Source organism: Bacillus alveayuensis, assembly GCA_030812955.1.
GTDB classification, from domain to species: Bacteria; Bacillota; Bacilli; order Bacillales; family Aeribacillaceae; genus Bacillus_CB; species Bacillus_CB alveayuensis.
The window spans coordinates 1-15680 of the sequence record JAUSTR010000018.1 but is presented as its reverse complement, the minus strand read 5'-3'; the positions used below and the strand labels follow the sequence as shown (position 1 = coordinate 15680).

The following is a 15680-nucleotide window of genomic DNA, read 5'->3' as shown; positions in this document are numbered from 1 at the left end:
TCTTTACACTCCTAAAGGATGCCGCTTTCGATATACCTCATACATTAACAGGCCTGCAGCTACGGAAGCATTTAAAGAAGTGACTTGTCCAACCATTGGGAGCTTCACGAGAAAATCACATTTTTCTTTGATAAGCCTTCCGATCCCCTTTCCTTCACTGCCAATGACGAGAGCTAGAGGCATCGTTCCATCAAGTGTACGATAATCTTCAGCACCTTTTGCATCAGTTCCGACCACCCACAATCCACGTTCTTTTAGTTCATCAATGGTTCGCGCTAAATTTGTAACTCGAACAACAGGAATGTATTCAATAGCTCCAGTAGAAGCTTTTGCTACCGCTTGTGTTAAGCCGACAGCTCTTCTTTTCGGAATAATAATACCGTGAGCTCCCACTGCATCCGCACTGCGCATGATCGATCCTAAATTGTGAGGGTCTTCAATTTCATCTAATAATAAGAAAAAAGGTGCTTCATTCCGATTATGAGCGCGTTGAAACAATTCCTCTAAATCACTGTAATGATAAGAAGCAACTTGTGCTGCAACCCCTTGATGATTTCCCGTAAACATTTGATCTAGCTTTTTTTTTGGCACAAATTGAACCGATACCCCTTTATCTTTCGCTAATGTGATAATTTTTTGCGCCTGTCCTTTTGTCGAATGCTCTGCAATCCAAATTTTATGAATTTGACGTTTAGAACGCAATGCTTCTATAACAGGATTTCTACCGATAATATATTCTTCACTCATTGCACTTCCCCCTTTCTATCTTACAAGAGATCGCTTCTTTTATGATTTCCTCTAAACGCTTTAACTCTCCATTTAAAAAATGATACCCAATTAATGCTTCAAATGCTGTACTATATCGATACGTTTGCACATCTGTATTTTTCGGAATGGTTCCCGATTTCGCATTCCTTCCTCGTTTGATGATCAATAGCTCTTCATCTGAAAAAAAATTCTTATTTGTTAACTTTTTTAAAATGGCTGCTTGTGACTTCGCCGAGACAAAGTATTTTGCCATTTGATGAAGCTTATTTGGTTTTACATTTCCAGTAGAAAGCAAGTGATGCCGTATATATACTTCATATACAGCATCACCCATATACGCAAGGGCCAGCCCATTTAATTGCTTAACATCTTTTACTTTTTCAAGTTCGATCATATTTTATCCTCTTTTCCATCTTGTTCCTTGCGGGGTATCTTCTAAAATAATATTCATCTCTTTTAGTTGATCACGAATTTGGTCAGCTAATGCAAAATTTCGTTCTTTTCGTGCTTGGTTTCTTTTTTTAATTAATTCTTCAATTTCTTCATCTAAAAGTTCAGTTTGAGCAAATGATACTCCTAATACGCCCCCTAATTCATCAAATGTACGTAAGAATGAATGAATCACTTCTTCTGATGTGTTTTTCTCTTCTAAATAGTAGTTTGCTTGCTTTGCCAATTCAAAGAGAACGGAAATGCCATTTGCTGTATTAAAGTCATCATTCATTTCCCGAATAAAATCTTGTCTATATCCTTCGATTTTATTTAACCATTCTTGATTATGATCGGTTAAGTTTGTACTTGCTTTTAAGCGATGTTGTAAGTTTGCATAAGATGTTTTTAATCTTTCCAATGCATTTTTTGTACTTTCTAATAACTCTTCCGAATAATTAATCGGATGCCGGTAATGAACAGATAACATAAAGAAACGAAGCACTTGAGGATCATGTTTCTTCACAATATCGTGTACAAGAACAAAATTACCTAATGATTTAGACATTTTTTCATTGTTGATATTGATGTATCCATTATGCATCCAATATTTTGCAAACGGTTTTCCTGTTAAAGCTTCCGATTGGGCAATTTCATTTTCATGATGCGGAAATGTTAAATCCTGTCCCCCAGCATGAATATCAATTGTATCTCCTAAATATTTACGAGCCATCGCAGAACATTCAATATGCCATCCTGGACGACCTTTTCCCCACGGGCTATCCCAGGAAATTTCCCCTTCCTTCGCCGCTTTCCATAAAGCAAAATCTAAAGCATCTTGCTTTTTCTCTCCGACTTGAATGCGGGCACCAGCACGCAGCTCATCTATTGATTGATGTGAAAGTTTTCCATAGCCTTCAAATGACCTTGTTTTATAATAAACATCCCCATCTACTTCATAAGCATATCCTTTTTTGATTAACGTATCGATAAATTCAATAATGACATCAATATTTTCAGTTACCCGTGGATGGATGTCTGCTTTTTTACAGCCTAATGCTTCAATGTCTTCAAAATAAGCTTTTATGAACCGTTCCGCAATGGCTGGAACATCCTCTCCTAAATCTTTTGCTGCTTTAATGAGCTTATCATCGACATCTGTAAAATTAGAAACATACTGGACATCATAACCACTAAACTCTAAATATCTACGAACTGTATCATATACAATAGCTGGTCTAGCATTTCCAATATGAATGTAGTTATAAACCGTTGGACCGCATACATACATCTTTACTTTTTTATCTTCTAATGGGATAAATGGTTCTTTTTTTCGGGTTAAAGTATTATGAATTTGAATACTCATTGAACAATCTCCTTTTCTTTGATCTTTTCTAATTCTTCCTTTAACCGTTTGATTTCCCCTTCGAGTTCTTTAAAACGATCAGCTATTGGATCTGGTAGATCACGATGGTTTAAATCTTTTTGAACTTTAACACCGTTTCGAACAACGACTCTTCCAGGTATCCCAACAACCGTTGAATTTTCTGGAACATCATGTAATACAACAGACCCAGCACCGATCTTCGAGTTTTCTCCAATCGTAATGGAACCTAAAACCTTGGCGCCTGTTGCGATTAAGACATTATCTTTAATCGTCGGGTGGCGCTTTCCTTTTTCTTTTCCAGTCCCCCCTAGTGTAACTCCTTGATAAACCGTAACATTATCTCCTATTTCACATGTTTCACCAATGACAACTCCCATGCCATGATCGATAAAAAATCTTCGACCAATTTTAGCACCAGGATGAATTTCGATCCCTGTAAAAAAACGACTAATTTGTGAGATTAAACGGGCAATAAAGTAAAATTTACGTTTATAAAAAGCATGAGCAATTCGATGTGCCCAAACGGCATGTAAACCAGAATACGTTAATATAACCTCTAGATAAGAACGAGCAGCAGGGTCTTGATCAAAAACTACCTCAATATCCTCTTTTAACATTTTAAACATTTGCACTCCCCCTTACGAATATGATTTCCCTACTAATTAAACTCATATCGCAGTCAAAATATTAGATAATAAAAAAACGCCTCTGTCAAATACAGAGACGCATATGCGCGCGGTTCCACTCTGTTTAGGAAACGAGATAAAAGGCCTCATTTCCTCAAACTTTGCTCAAATAACGGCGAGTGCCGCTTTTGTCTACTTACAAACAAGCAAGCTGTGTTCGACAAAAGACTCGAAGGTGCATTTCAGAAATGCTCAAACTTAAACCTCTTTCAGCCAAGGAGGTTCTCTCTGTAAGTTGAACATTTCCTACTTCTCCTTCTCAACGCTTTTTCTTATTCTAGTTATTTAATACATACTATATTATATTTAAACGAAAAAGTTAACTCAAAGCATCTTCCAATCTAGAGAGAATTTTCTCTTTACCTAAAAGTTCAATTGCAACCGGTAATTCAGGTCCGTGTGTTTGTCCTGTTGTTGCTACACGGATTGGCATAAACAATTTTTTCCCTTTTTGACCTGTCGCTTTTTGAACAGCTTTAATTGATTTTTTAATATGATCAGCCGTAAACTCTTCCAACGATTCTACTTCTGCTTTAAACGTACTTAAAACTTCGGGAACCTGCTCTTCTGATAGTACTGCCTTTGCCTCTTCATCATATTGAACATCATTTTTAAAGAACATTTCCGTCAATTCTACGATCTCAGCTCCATAGCTAAGCTGCTCTTGATATAATGAAATGAGGCGCTCAGCCCATTTTCTTTCTTGATCTGTCATTTGTTCTGGGAGGCGTCCAGCCTTCACTAAGTGTGGAAGAGTTAGTTCAACGACTTTTTCTAAATCTAAATTTTTCATGTATTGGTTGTTCATCCATTTTAACTTTTGTGTATCAAATACAGCAGGTGATTTAGATAATCGCTCTGGATCAAAAATTTCGATGAATTCTTCCTTGCTAAAAATTTCTTCTTCGCCAACAGGAGACCAACCGAGCAAGGCGATGAAGTTAAACAATGCTTCTGGTAAGTAACCTAAATCAGCATATTGCTCAATGAATTGAATAATGCTCTCATCACGTTTACTCAATTTTTTACGATTTTCATTCACAATCAACGTCATATGACCAAATACAGGCGGCGCCCAACCAAATGCTTCAAAAACCATCATTTGTTTCGGAGTATTGGAAATATGGTCTTCACCGCGTAATACGTGACTGATCTTCATCAGATGATCGTCAATGGCTACAGCAAAATTATAAGTCGGTGTACCATCTTTTTTGACAATAACAAAATCGCCAATATCATTCGAATCAAATGATATATCACCTTTTACAATGTCGTTCCAGTTGTATGTTTTACCTTGTGGTACACGAAATCGTATGCTTGGCATTCGTCCTTCTTTTTCAAAAGCTTCTCGTTCTTCAGCTGTTAAATTGGCACATTTCCCAGAGTAGCGAGGCATTTCACCACGTGCAACTTGTTCCTCACGTTCTTTTTCAAGCTCTTCCTCTGTACAATAACATTTATAAGCTAATCCTCGTTCCAATAAATCATTATAATACTTTTGATATATATCATTACGTTCTGACTGACGGTATGGTCCATAGTCGCCACCGACATCAATGCTTTCATCCCAATCTATTCCAAGCCATTTCAAATATTTCAGCTGACTTTGTTCTCCACCAGCAATATTACGTTTTTTATCTGTATCTTCAATCCGAATAATAAATTTCCCATTTTGGCTTCGGGCAAATAAATAGTTAAATAAAGCTGTACGCGCATTTCCAATATGCAAATGTCCAGTTGGACTTGGAGCATATCGGACCCTTACTTCACTTTTTGCCATTACGTTTGGCACCTCCACAGTTGTCATTTTAATGAAAGTTTTATGATTTACATTTCTGATCCGCTATAAATCCAAGCTTATTTTACCACCATTTATTATGACATTCAAAAGGATTACAGGTTTATATTTTTAAGGAGAACTACTGCTTGAGCAGCAATACCTTCTCCTCTTCCTGTAAAGCCAAGCTTCTCCGTTGTTGTCGCCTTAATATTCACTTGCTCTTCATTTGCTTCTAAGAGCCCAGCTATTCGCTTTTTCATTTTTGGTATATATGGAGCCATCTTCGGTTTTTGGGCAATAATGGTACAATCAACGTTTCCAAGTATATAGCCTTTCTCTTTTACTAAATTCCATACATGTTTTAATAAATTAGCAGAATCGGCATTTTTATAAGCTGGGTCTGTATCAGGAAAGTGCTTTCCAATATCCCCTGCACCGATTGCACCTAAACAAGCATCAGCAACTGTATGTAAGAGGACATCTGCATCAGAATGACCTAATAAGCCTTTTTCATACGGGATTTCAATACCACCAAGAATTAAAGGTCTTCCTTCAACTAGTTGATGTACATCAAAGCCTTGTCCAATTCGAAACACGCTCATCCCCCTCTTTCACTATGTAAAATCACTTTAGCAAACATTAAATCTTCCGGTGTGGTGATTTTAATATTCGTATATTCCCCTTCTATAACCGAAACTTTATGTCCCATTCGCTCGACCAGACTGGCATCATCCGTCCCGATAAAACCTTCTCGTTCAGCTGCTTCGTGCGCTTTTAATACAATTGAAAGACGAAAAGCTTGTGGGGTTTGCACCGCCCACAAGCTAGAACGATCTACAGTATCGACCACTTCCGATTCGTTCACACGTTTGATCGTATCTTTTACAGGAACAGCAATCACACAAGCCCCGCTGATAGTGGCTCTTTCAACTAATTGGTGGATGATTTTTTGCTGAATAAATGGTCTTGCACCATCATGAATAAGGACAATCTCCCCGGATTCAATGGCTTTAAGTCCATTATACACACTATGCTGCCGTTCCTTTCCTCCCTCAACCATCTTTTGAACCTTTTGAATATTATATTTATCTAACAAATCAATGAATTCATCTTTTTCTTTTGGATTAATAACAAGATAAATGCCGTTACATTTTGGATCTTGTTCAAATACTTTTAAAGTATGGATAATGATTGGTATTGAATCCAGTTCAATCAGCTGTTTATTTTTCCCCGCTTTCATTCTTTTCCCTTGTCCAGCGGCAGGAATGACGACCTGATACTTCATGCTACTTTCCCCTTACAAGGCTTTTTCTAATAATTTAGGCTTAGCAAAAATCATACGACCTGCTGACGTTTGTAATACACTTGTAACTAATACATCAATATTTTTACCAATGTAATCGCGTCCATCTTCTACTACGATCATCGTTCCATCATCAAGATAAGCAACACCTTGATTATGTTCTTTACCGTCTTTAATCACTTGAACATTCAACTCTTCCCCAGGTAATACAATCGGTTTTACGGCATTTGCTAAATCATTAATGTTAAGAACAGGAACATTTTGCAGCTCACAAACTTTATTTAAATTAAAATCATTTGTCACCACTACACCTGAAATAATTTTCGCCAATTTAACGAGCTTACTATCAACTTCTTGAACATCTTCAAAATCGCCTTCATAAATTTCGACTTTAATATCAAGCTCTTTTTGAATACGGTTTAAAATGTCTAATCCTCTTCTGCCACGATTTCGTTTTAATACATCTGATGAGTCCGCGATATGCTGAAGCTCCTCTAAAACAAATTGTGGAATAATAATGGTTCCTTCTAAAAATCCTGTTTGGCATATATCAGCAATCCTACCATCTATAATAACACTTGTATCTAAAATTTTAAGTCTTTTCTTGTCAGTATCTTCGTCATCAACCGAAGCTTTTCTTTTTCCCATTTTATTAGGAAGAGAAAATAAATTAATGAATTCATCTCGCTTTTTATTCCCAATTTGGAACCCTAAATAACCTAATATGACCGTAAGAACAATTGGCAAAATATTATTGATAATTGGATAAGGGAGAGCATTTAATGAAATTCCTAATAGATAAGCGATAATAAGGCCGAAAACTAATCCGAGACTGCCAAACAATACGTCTGTAATAGGTGCTTTTACAAGCTTTTCCTCAATAATTTTAATCCAATTTACCATATAGTCGACTAACCAGAAGGTGGCAACATAAAAAATAATCGCCCCTAAAACGGCTAATGCATAAGGTGTCATGATAAAAGGTATTTGATCTAAATTTAACAAAACTAATAATTGCGGTATGAGAAAAATGCCTAATGTTCCTCCAACAAAAAGGAATAAAATTTGTACGATACGCTTTAACATACCTCCACCTCCTTTAATTCATTATAAACACTTTATAGCAATTAAAACGTAGAAAGAAACATTTTTTAGAAAATGTAAACACAATGAAAAGTAGTTGTAAAGCAAATGACCTTAACCGATCCGTTAGCTGACCGTAATTTTAATCGTTTTCGTTCCACTCAGTAATGTTTAAATCTTTAATTCGCACTTCTCCGATCCCCTCTACTCATCTTATACTTCTACGTTTCTATTTGAAATAAGTTTCAAATTTTTATAGCTTAAAAATAAATTTTCACCTTACCCTTATAGACAACAACCTATTTTTCCACGATCCCTTCCCGAATTGGTGTACCCGATGCAATAAACGAAAATATCATTAATTCTGTTCATATTCTTTTTTCTTGATCATCCTTCCCTTATCCTCCTAATGCAAACTGAATAGCCTCTAAAACATTTTCGACACCGATTAACTTAATTCCCTTTGGTGCTTGCCATCCTTCGACATTTGCTTTAGGGAGAATTACCCTTTTAAAGCCAAGTTTTGCTGCTTCTTGAACACGCTGATCGATACGGGAAACTCTTCTTACTTCACCGGTTAGTCCTACTTCTCCGATAAACACATCTGTTGCTTGAGTTGGCTGATCTTTAAAACTTGAGACAATACTGATCGCAATAGCTAAGTCTATAGCAGGCTCATTTAATTTGACACCACCAGCTACTTTGACATAAGCATCTTGATTTTGTAATAATAAACCAATTCTTTTTTCTAAAACAGCCATCAACAGTGAGACGCGATTATGATCAACACCTGTTGCCATCCGTCGTGGGTTTCCAAAGCTTGTTGGGGCGATTAACGCTTGTATTTCGACAAGGACAGGTCTAGTTCCTTCCATTGAAGCAACGACGGTAGATCCCGAAGCTCCTTTTAACCGCTCTTCTAAAAAAATTTCTGATGGATTGATCACTTCTTCTAAGCCATTTTCCTTCATCTCAAAGATGCCTATCTCATTTGTAGAGCCAAACCGGTTCTTCACCGCCCGTAAAATTCGATACGTATGATGTCGTTCTCCCTCAAAATAAAGAACGGTATCAACCATATGTTCTAAAATTCTCGGACCGGCAATAGAGCCTTCCTTTGTCACGTGTCCAACAATAAAAATAGCGATTCCGTTCGTTTTGGCAATCCGCATTAATTCAGCTGTACACTCTCTCACTTGGGATACACTTCCAGGGGCAGAAGTGATATCATTGCGGTAGATGGTTTGAATGGAGTCAATGACAACAAAGGCCGGTTTCATTTCATCAATGGATTTTGAAATAAACTCTAAGTCCGTTTCTGCTAAAACATATAGCTTTTCCGCTTGAATGCCCAGTCGATCGGCCCTAATTTTCGTCTGTTTTACCGACTCTTCTCCAGATATATAAAGAACATCATAATGTTGATTTGCTAGTTGTGATGAAACTTGTAATAGAAGAGTTGATTTTCCTATACCTGGGTCCCCTCCAATTAAAACAAGAGAACCTTTTACAATCCCACTTCCTAACACGCGGTTAAATTCTTTCAGCGATGTTTTGATTCTAGGCTCCTGAATCGTTTCTATATGATTAATCGACGATGGTTTGCTCATGACGGTTGATTGTGTATGAGCAAAGGCGATTCGGTGCTTTCCTGTCTGTTTAATGACTTCTTCAGACATCGTATTCCATTCTCCACACCCTGGGCATTTTCCCATCCATTTTGGTGATTCATATCCACACGATTGACAAATAAATTTTGATTTTTGTTTTGCCATAAAATATGTTCCCCTCTTCATTAAAATACAGCTTATTCCTTTTCATTATGAATAATCATTATAGCTTAAAATGGTGGTAATGGGTAATTTTTCACAATGATTGAAAAGAGGCATACGCTTACTAGTATGCCTCTCAATGAATGTGTCTTGATTATTTCACTTTTTCAGCTGGTCGTACGATAAATTCTCCATTTTCTACATCAAGTATAACTTTTTGACCTTTTTCAATATTTCCTTTCAACAACTCTTCTGATAAGCGATCCTCTACATTTTTTTGCAAGGCACGACGTAGTGGTCTTGCACCATATTCAGGATCGAACCCTTCTTCGGCTAATTTCTCTTTTGCAGCATCTGTTAATTCAAGTTCAATATCCTGCTCTAATAATCGTTTTGTTAATTGATCAGCCATTAATGACGCAATCTCTTTAAGATGCTTTTGTTCGAGTGAATGGAACACAATAATTTCATCAATACGGTTTAAAAATTCCGGACGGAAAGCTTTTTTCAATTCAGTCATTACTTTACTTTTCATATCTTTATAATCTTTGCTTTCGTCTTGAACATTAAATCCAACATACTTATTGCGTTTTAACTCACTAGCCCCCACATTAGAAGTCATAATTAAAATGGTATTCCGGAAGTCGACAGTACGACCTTTGGAGTCTGTTAAACGACCATCTTCTAATACTTGAAGCAAGATGTTAAAGACATCAGGATGAGCTTTTTCAATTTCATCTAAAAGTACTACTGAATAAGGCTTACGACGTACTTTTTCTGTTAATTGGCCACCTTCTTCATATCCGACATATCCTGGAGGTGAACCAACTAATCTGGAAGTAGAGTGCTTTTCCATATATTCAGACATATCGATACGGATCATCGCATCTTCATCGCCAAACATCGCTTCAGCTAAGGCACGTGCTAACTCAGTCTTACCTACACCTGTAGGTCCTAAGAAGATAAAGGAACCGATAGGGCGTTTTGGATCCTTAAGACCTGCTCTTGCACGACGTACTGCTTTTGCGACAGCGACAACCGCTTCATCTTGGCCAATAACGCGAGAGTGTAAGATTTTTTCAAGGTTTAGTAATTTTTCTGTTTCCGTTTCCGCTAATTTACTTACTGGAATTCCAGTCCAGCTCGATACAACCATCGCAATATCTTCTACTGTAACTTCTGAATTTTCTTGTCCTTGTTTTTCTTTCCAAGACTTTTTCGTTTCCTCAAGCTGTTCGCGAAGTCTTTGTTCCGCATCACGTAAAGAAGCTGCTTTTTCAAATTCTTGACTTTGAACAGCTGCATCTTTCTCTTTACGAACTTCTTCTAGCTTTTGTTCTAATTCTTTTAGGTTCGGTGGTGTTGTAAATGAACGTAAACGAACCTTTGATCCAGCTTCATCAATTAAGTCAATCGCTTTATCTGGGAGGAATCGATCTGAAATATATCGATCTGAAAGTTTTACAGCCGCTTCTATCGCCTCATCGGAAATGGATACGCGATGATGAGCCTCATAACGGTCACGCAAACCTTTTAAAATTTGAATGCTTTCTTCTACAGTTGGCTCATCCACTTGTATAGGCTGAAATCTCCGTTCAAGCGCTGCATCTTTTTCAATATATTTTCGATATTCGTCTAATGTTGTCGCACCGATGCATTGTAATTCCCCTCTAGCTAAAGCTGGCTTCAAAATATTGGATGCATCGATGGCTCCTTCAGCCCCACCTGCACCAATTAAAGTATGGAGCTCATCAATAAATAATATGATGTTCCCTGCTTGGCGAATTTCATCCATCACTTTTTTTAGACGGTCTTCAAATTCGCCACGGTATTTTGTCCCTGCTACTACTGTCCCCATATCTAATGTCATAACACGCTTATCACGTAAAATTTCAGGAACCTCGTTATTAACGATTTGTTGAGCAAGCCCTTCAGCAATTGCCGTTTTCCCGACACCAGGCTCTCCAATTAACACCGGATTATTTTTCGTGCGACGGCTTAATACTTCAATCACACGTTGTATTTCCTTGCTACGCCCGATGACTGGGTCAAGCCCTCCTTCTCTTGCCACTGCCGTTAAATCACGCGCTAAACTATCTAAAGTAGGTGTATTAGCATTATTCATTGCCCCACTTTGATGTCCAGATGAAGATTCATTACTTCCTAACAATTGTAATACTTGCTGACGAGCTTTATTTAAGCTTACACCAAGATTGTTTAGTACACGTGCCGCAACTCCTTCTCCTTCACGAATTAACCCTAATAAAATATGCTCTGTTCCTACATATGAATGTCCTAACTTACGCGCTTCGTCCATAGAGAGCTCAATAACTTTTTTGGCACGAGGTGTATAATGAATCGTTTGAGAAATTTCTTGACCTCTACCGATTAAGCTCTCAACTTCATTTTGAATTTTTTCCGGACTTAAACCGAGAGCATGCAACGCCTTAGCCGCAATCCCTTCACCTTCACGTACTAAACCGAGTAAAATATGTTCTGTCCCGATATTATTATGTCCTAATCGAACTGCTTCCTCTTGTGCTAGTGCCAACACTTTTTGGGCACGTTCAGTAAATCTGCCAAACATCATGCTTCATCTTCCTCCAATCTTTTTTTATTTTCTAATTGAAGTCGCTCACGAATTAATGCAGCACGGCGTACATCACGTTCATCTGGACGAAGTGCACCACCAGAATATTGTTGTAAAAATCCTGGCTGAATAAGAATCATTAGTTCATTTAAAATACTGCGCGAAATATTTTGAATGATTCCTAAATCAATCCCTAAACGGACATCAGATAAACATTGAATAGCTTCTTTAGATTGTATAATACGGCTATAGGATAATGTTCCTAATGAACGGAAAACCCGATCCTCTAGCTGTATTTGATTTGTTTTATAAAGAGCTTCTCTTGCTGATCGTTCTTGTTCAATTAATTGGCGTACTACACTTATTAAATCATCCACAATATCTTCTTCTGATTTACCTAGAGTGATTTGGTTTGATATTTGAAAGATATTACCTAAAGCTTCGCTACCTTCTCCATAAATTCCTCTAACAACAAGTCCTAATTGATTAATAGCTGGAATAATCCGATTAATTTGTTGGGTTATAACGAGAGCTGGAAGATGCATCATCACAGAAGCTCTTAAACCCGTCCCAACATTTGTCGGACAACTTGTTAAATAACCTCTCTGTTCATCAAAAGCGTAGTCAATCTCACTTTCAATCCAGTCATCCAATTGATTTGCGACATTTAAAGCTTCTTTTAACTGAAATCCAGGAAATAAGCATTGAATTCGAATATGATCTTCTTCATTTAACATAATACTTACTTCTTCATTGTTTGATAATAAACATCCTCCATACGAGGAATCTTCAGCTAAATGAGGGCTAATTAAATGTTTTTCAACGAGTACTCTTTTCTGTATTGGCTGCAGATCATTCATTTTAATTAATTCAAAATTACCAATGCCTTTAAACGTTTTCCCTGCAAATTTTTTTTCAAACACATCTAAAACTGCTTTTGCTTCTTCATTCGAAAAAAGAGTTGGGAATTTAAACATTTCTAAATTTCTCGCAAGGCGAATACGGCTACTTAAAACAATGTCCGAATCAGGACCTTCTTGGCTCATCCAAGCACTCATTGCAGAGTTAATAAAATTTTGTAATGACATGGGTTAAATCCCCTCCCCATTAGGTCCTTTTAATTTAGCTTCAATCATACGTATTTCATCACGAACTTCCGCAGCCTTTTCAAATTCCTCATGAGCAACAAGTTGTTGAAGATCTTCTTTTAATTGCTTCAATCGTTTACGTAAATGGATGGAACCCCCAATTCTTTTAGGTATTTTTCCACCATGTACAGTATTTCCGCTATGGACACGTTTTAATATTGGATTGATTTGCTGTTGAAATGTTTTATAACAGTTAGAGCAACCAAATCGTCCTACTTTCGTAAACTGTGAGAAGGTCATTTTACAACGCTCACATTGAAGAACATGATTGTTTTGAAAAACGGTTTGACCTTGTTTGGCAAGCGATGGTTCTAAATTTAATAGTCCAGAAAGCAAATTGTTAATTGAAAAACCAGGATTGGAATAAAACTTAAACATATCACCTTTTTCTTGAGCGCACTGTTCACAAATATGAACCTCTGTTTTTTCGCCATTAATAATTTTTGTAAAATGAAATGTTGCCGGTCTTTCATTACACTCTTGGCAGATCATCATTTCACCACCTTTACTTATATTTTAACGTTGTCAACATGGCTTTGATCATTCTTGCTCTCAGTTCATCTCTCTCTGGTACATCAATATATAAAACCGAACGATCAATGACACTTAACATAATTTTAGCTTCACGTTTTGAAATGACTTTTTCTTCAACTAAACGTAAAATGATATCTTCAGCTGCAGATTGTGTAAGTCTATTCCCTACTACATTTAATATTTGGTTTATTAGTTGAGCGTGGTCATTTTCTTTGATCTTAATGATTCGAATATACCCACCGCCACCTCTTTTACTTTCCACAATATAGCCACGTTCAATGGTAAAACGAGTATTAATTACATAGTTAATTTGAGAAGGAACACATTGAAATTTATCAGCAATTTCACTACGTTTTATTTCTGCAAACTCTTTTCCACTACTATCTAAAACCTGCTTTAAATATTGTTCAATAACATCTGTTATATTTCTCACTCAGCCTCCTCCTTATCTGACTTTGACTATATTTGACCTTAATTTTAATATAACTTTATTCTTGTCATTTTTCAATAATTATCTTCTATAACTACATTATTTCCAAAATAGTTCATTAAAAAACCTTTTGAACCCCTTTTATTTTACTAATTTGTTCGAAGATTACGTCTTTTTTTCTCTTCGGAATTTTAATTTCAAAAACATAATAATAGAGGGTTGTTTTTTCTTTGCTAAACCTAGTATTGCTTAAATACATTTTACAAATGGTACATTTTAATTTTTCCAATTCTTGAATGATTTGTTCCAGCTCATTTTCTTTTAAAATAGCCTTTATTCTTCTTTTATTGCCTTTATTGTAAATAAACGGTTCAAACTTATTTAAAAAAATTAAACTTAATAAAACAATGGCTGTTGTGAAGAAGGCTAAAAGAAACATTCCTGCTCCGATCACAAGTCCAAGGCCAGCAACCACCCATATTGAAGCGGCTGTTGTTAATCCTCTTACTGTTACTCCCTTGACCAATATGGTTCCGGCCCCTAAAAAACCAATACCACTTATGACATAAGAAGGAATACGTGCTGGATCAAATTGAATATGCTCATTGTTCTCTATATATTCATCGAAACCATATAAAGAAAGTAACATCATTAAACATGCACCAACTCCAACTAATAAATGCGTTCTAAAACCAGCAGGGTGGCGCTTAACCTCACGTTCTAGTCCGATAAAGCCACACAATGTCGCCGCAATGATAAGCCTCATCAACATAATCTCCCATTCAAACATTCTCGCCACCTCTTCTCCTTTTTAAAATTTTTTATTTTATGTATATGCACTGAATAGTCCAAAATCATATTTTCACAAATAAAAATAACTTGATGCCCTTCTTTTAAATAATCCCTTTTGTTTCTAATACAAAAAGGTACACCTCATAAAATAAGTAGTTCAGTTATTGTGAAGAAAATCCTTAATATCATTGGAATTCGCGACATAAATCACTCAGTATTTTATTTGCACGAAAAAGCTCAGAGTCTATGACTCTTAGCTAACTTTTTTTAAGAGGTTTATAAAGCCCCGATGGTTTAATAACTTAAGTAAATATATATATACCTACAACAAAATCTACAGCTGTACAAAATGGCGGGAACTACTTTATTACTTGTTTGGATGAATTTTGTATGATGTAAAATATCCCATACACCATGTAGTATATATCCTAGAACTAACCAATTAGGAGAGTACAACAAACCTAATGACGCAAATGTAAAAATTACGAGCGAGAAAATTAATTCAATAGATATATACTTATTTCTCATATCAGATAAAGAAGCATCCGAAAAAATCGAGTGTCATTATCTATTGTCATTTTGTTAATTTCTATGCTGATTTGAGTGTTGATTCACTAACAAAAGAGTCTTGACCCTTATATAACAACAAAAAAACGAGTATAAAACCTTTGCGATTTCATACTCGATTTCATATGCTATTTCTATTGTTTAAACACGTTATCTGAACTACTTACTCATAAATATGTTTCATTCTTTTTTTAAGGAAAAGCAAGAGTGATTAACGTTAAAGGGAAAATGAACCTTGATAAATACAACAATCTTCTCGCTCTTCCCAAACCTTCGACTTTCATTGTTTATTTACATAACAAAAAAAGAGTAGCCTTTCACTACTCTTTATCCTATTGCCTGGCAGCGTCCTACTCTCGCAAGGGAAATCCCCAACTACCATCGGCGCTGAAGAGCTTAACTTCCGTGTTC

15 protein-coding genes, 1 rRNA gene and 1 other annotated feature are annotated in these 15680 nt (G+C 36.3%); all 16 genes read right to left on the bottom strand.

The features are described from left to right. Positions 1–3 precede the first annotated feature (3 nt). On the bottom strand, positions 4–747 hold the full coding sequence (gene rlmB / locus J2S06_RS13235) for a 23S rRNA (guanosine(2251)-2'-O)-methyltransferase RlmB (RefSeq protein WP_044747000.1): 744 nt from the start codon (positions 745–747) through the stop codon (positions 4–6). Next, positions 740–1162: a Mini-ribonuclease 3 gene (locus J2S06_RS13230; RefSeq protein ID WP_419152606.1), complete on the bottom strand. Its 423-nt coding sequence runs from the start codon at positions 1160–1162 to the stop codon at positions 740–742. The genes rlmB and J2S06_RS13230 overlap by 8 nt, the downstream gene beginning before the upstream one ends. A 3-nt stretch (positions 1163–1165) precedes the next feature. Next, positions 1166–2563: a cysteine--tRNA ligase gene (cysS, locus tag J2S06_RS13225; protein WP_419152605.1), complete on the bottom strand. Its 1398-nt coding sequence runs from the start codon at positions 2561–2563 to the stop codon at positions 1166–1168. Beyond that, complete coding sequence (gene cysE, locus J2S06_RS13220) at positions 2560–3210, bottom strand: serine O-acetyltransferase (RefSeq protein WP_044746997.1); 651 nt, start codon at positions 3208–3210, stop codon at positions 2560–2562. Before cysE ends, cysS begins: the two co-directional genes overlap by 4 nt. Before the next feature lie 90 nt (positions 3211–3300). Next, positions 3301–3542: a binding site (T-box leader), on the bottom strand. A gap of 47 nt (positions 3543–3589) precedes the next feature. Further along, on the bottom strand, positions 3590–5050 hold the full coding sequence (gltX, locus tag J2S06_RS13215; RefSeq protein WP_419152604.1) for a glutamate--tRNA ligase: 1461 nt from the start codon (positions 5048–5050) through the stop codon (positions 3590–3592). Positions 5051–5163: 113 nt separating this feature from the next. Next, positions 5164–5646 carry a 2-C-methyl-D-erythritol 2,4-cyclodiphosphate synthase gene (gene ispF, locus J2S06_RS13210; protein ID WP_419152603.1) on the bottom strand — a complete coding sequence of 161 codons (483 nt, stop codon included), beginning with the start codon at positions 5644–5646 and terminating at the stop codon, positions 5164–5166. Positions 5647–5648: 2 nt separating this feature from the next. Next, positions 5649–6335: a 2-C-methyl-D-erythritol 4-phosphate cytidylyltransferase gene (gene ispD, locus J2S06_RS13205; protein WP_044746994.1), complete on the bottom strand. Its 687-nt coding sequence runs from the start codon at positions 6333–6335 to the stop codon at positions 5649–5651. 12 nt (positions 6336–6347) lie between these two features. Beyond that, a complete protein-coding gene (locus J2S06_RS13200) occupies positions 6348–7439 on the bottom strand; it encodes a PIN/TRAM domain-containing protein (RefSeq protein WP_044746993.1) in 1092 nt (363 codons plus the stop codon). A 395-nt stretch (positions 7440–7834) separates the two neighbouring features. Beyond that, on the bottom strand, positions 7835–9211 hold the full coding sequence (gene radA, locus J2S06_RS13195; RefSeq protein WP_419152602.1) for a DNA repair protein RadA: 1377 nt from the start codon (positions 9209–9211) through the stop codon (positions 7835–7837). 151 nt (positions 9212–9362) lie between these two features. Continuing rightward, positions 9363–11798, bottom strand: coding sequence for an ATP-dependent protease ATP-binding subunit ClpC (gene clpC / locus J2S06_RS13190; RefSeq protein WP_044746991.1), 2436 nt, complete (start codon positions 11796–11798; stop codon positions 9363–9365). Continuing rightward, the gene (locus J2S06_RS13185) at positions 11795–12886 is read right to left on the bottom strand and encodes a protein arginine kinase (protein ID WP_044746990.1); all 1092 of its coding nucleotides are present in this window, start codon (positions 12884–12886) and stop codon (positions 11795–11797) included. The genes clpC and J2S06_RS13185 overlap by 4 nt, the downstream gene beginning before the upstream one ends. A gap of 3 nt (positions 12887–12889) precedes the next feature. Continuing rightward, positions 12890–13438 (bottom strand): UvrB/UvrC motif-containing protein, encoded by a 549-nt coding sequence (locus J2S06_RS13180; RefSeq protein WP_044746989.1) that lies wholly within the window; start codon positions 13436–13438, stop codon positions 12890–12892. 13 nt (positions 13439–13451) lie between these two features. Further along, the gene (locus J2S06_RS13175; RefSeq protein WP_044746988.1) at positions 13452–13913 is read right to left on the bottom strand and encodes a CtsR family transcriptional regulator; all 462 of its coding nucleotides are present in this window, start codon (positions 13911–13913) and stop codon (positions 13452–13454) included. Positions 13914–14028: 115 nt separating this feature from the next. Further along, positions 14029–14682, bottom strand: a complete 654-nt coding sequence (locus tag J2S06_RS13170) for an MgtC/SapB family protein (RefSeq protein WP_052659287.1) — start codon at positions 14680–14682, stop codon at positions 14029–14031. A 314-nt stretch (positions 14683–14996) separates the two neighbouring features. Beyond that, entirely contained in the window at positions 14997–15230 is a 234-nt protein-coding gene (locus J2S06_RS13165; protein ID WP_419152601.1) for a DUF6010 family protein, read from the bottom strand. 376 nt (positions 15231–15606) lie between these two features. Beyond that, positions 15607–15680: ribosomal RNA gene (gene rrf, locus J2S06_RS16135) — 5S ribosomal RNA — on the bottom strand; the annotation flags it as partial.

Bases quoted from the DNA above. Each gene is read 5' to 3' on its own strand.
- rlmB (WP_044747000.1), bottom strand. From the start codon at position 747: ATGAGTGAAGAATATATTATCGGTAGAAATCCTGTTATAGAAGCATTG.
- J2S06_RS13230 (WP_419152606.1), bottom strand. From the start codon at position 1,162: ATGATCGAACTTGAAAAAGTAAAAGATGTTAAGCAATTAAATGGGCTG.
- cysS (WP_419152605.1), bottom strand. From the start codon at position 2,563: ATGAGTATTCAAATTCATAATACTTTAACCCGAAAAAAAGAACCATTT.
- cysE (WP_044746997.1), bottom strand. From the start codon at position 3,210: ATGTTTAAAATGTTAAAAGAGGATATTGAGGTAGTTTTTGATCAAGAC.
- gltX (WP_419152604.1), bottom strand. From the start codon at position 5,050: ATGGCAAAAAGTGAAGTAAGGGTCCGATATGCTCCAAGTCCAACTGGA.
- ispD (WP_044746994.1), bottom strand. From the start codon at position 6,335: ATGAAGTATCAGGTCGTCATTCCTGCCGCTGGACAAGGGAAAAGAATG.
- J2S06_RS13200 (WP_044746993.1), bottom strand. From the start codon at position 7,439: ATGTTAAAGCGTATCGTACAAATTTTATTCCTTTTTGTTGGAGGAACA.
- radA (WP_419152602.1), bottom strand. From the start codon at position 9,211: ATGGCAAAACAAAAATCAAAATTTATTTGTCAATCGTGTGGATATGAA.
- clpC (WP_044746991.1), bottom strand. From the start codon at position 11,798: ATGATGTTTGGCAGATTTACTGAACGTGCCCAAAAAGTGTTGGCACTA.
- J2S06_RS13185 (WP_044746990.1), bottom strand. From the start codon at position 12,886: ATGTCATTACAAAATTTTATTAACTCTGCAATGAGTGCTTGGATGAGC.
- J2S06_RS13180 (WP_044746989.1), bottom strand. From the start codon at position 13,438: ATGATCTGCCAAGAGTGTAATGAAAGACCGGCAACATTTCATTTTACA.
- J2S06_RS13170 (WP_052659287.1), bottom strand. From the start codon at position 14,682: ATGTTGATGAGGCTTATCATTGCGGCGACATTGTGTGGCTTTATCGGA.
- J2S06_RS13165 (WP_419152601.1), bottom strand. From the start codon at position 15,230: ATGAGAAATAAGTATATATCTATTGAATTAATTTTCTCGCTCGTAATT.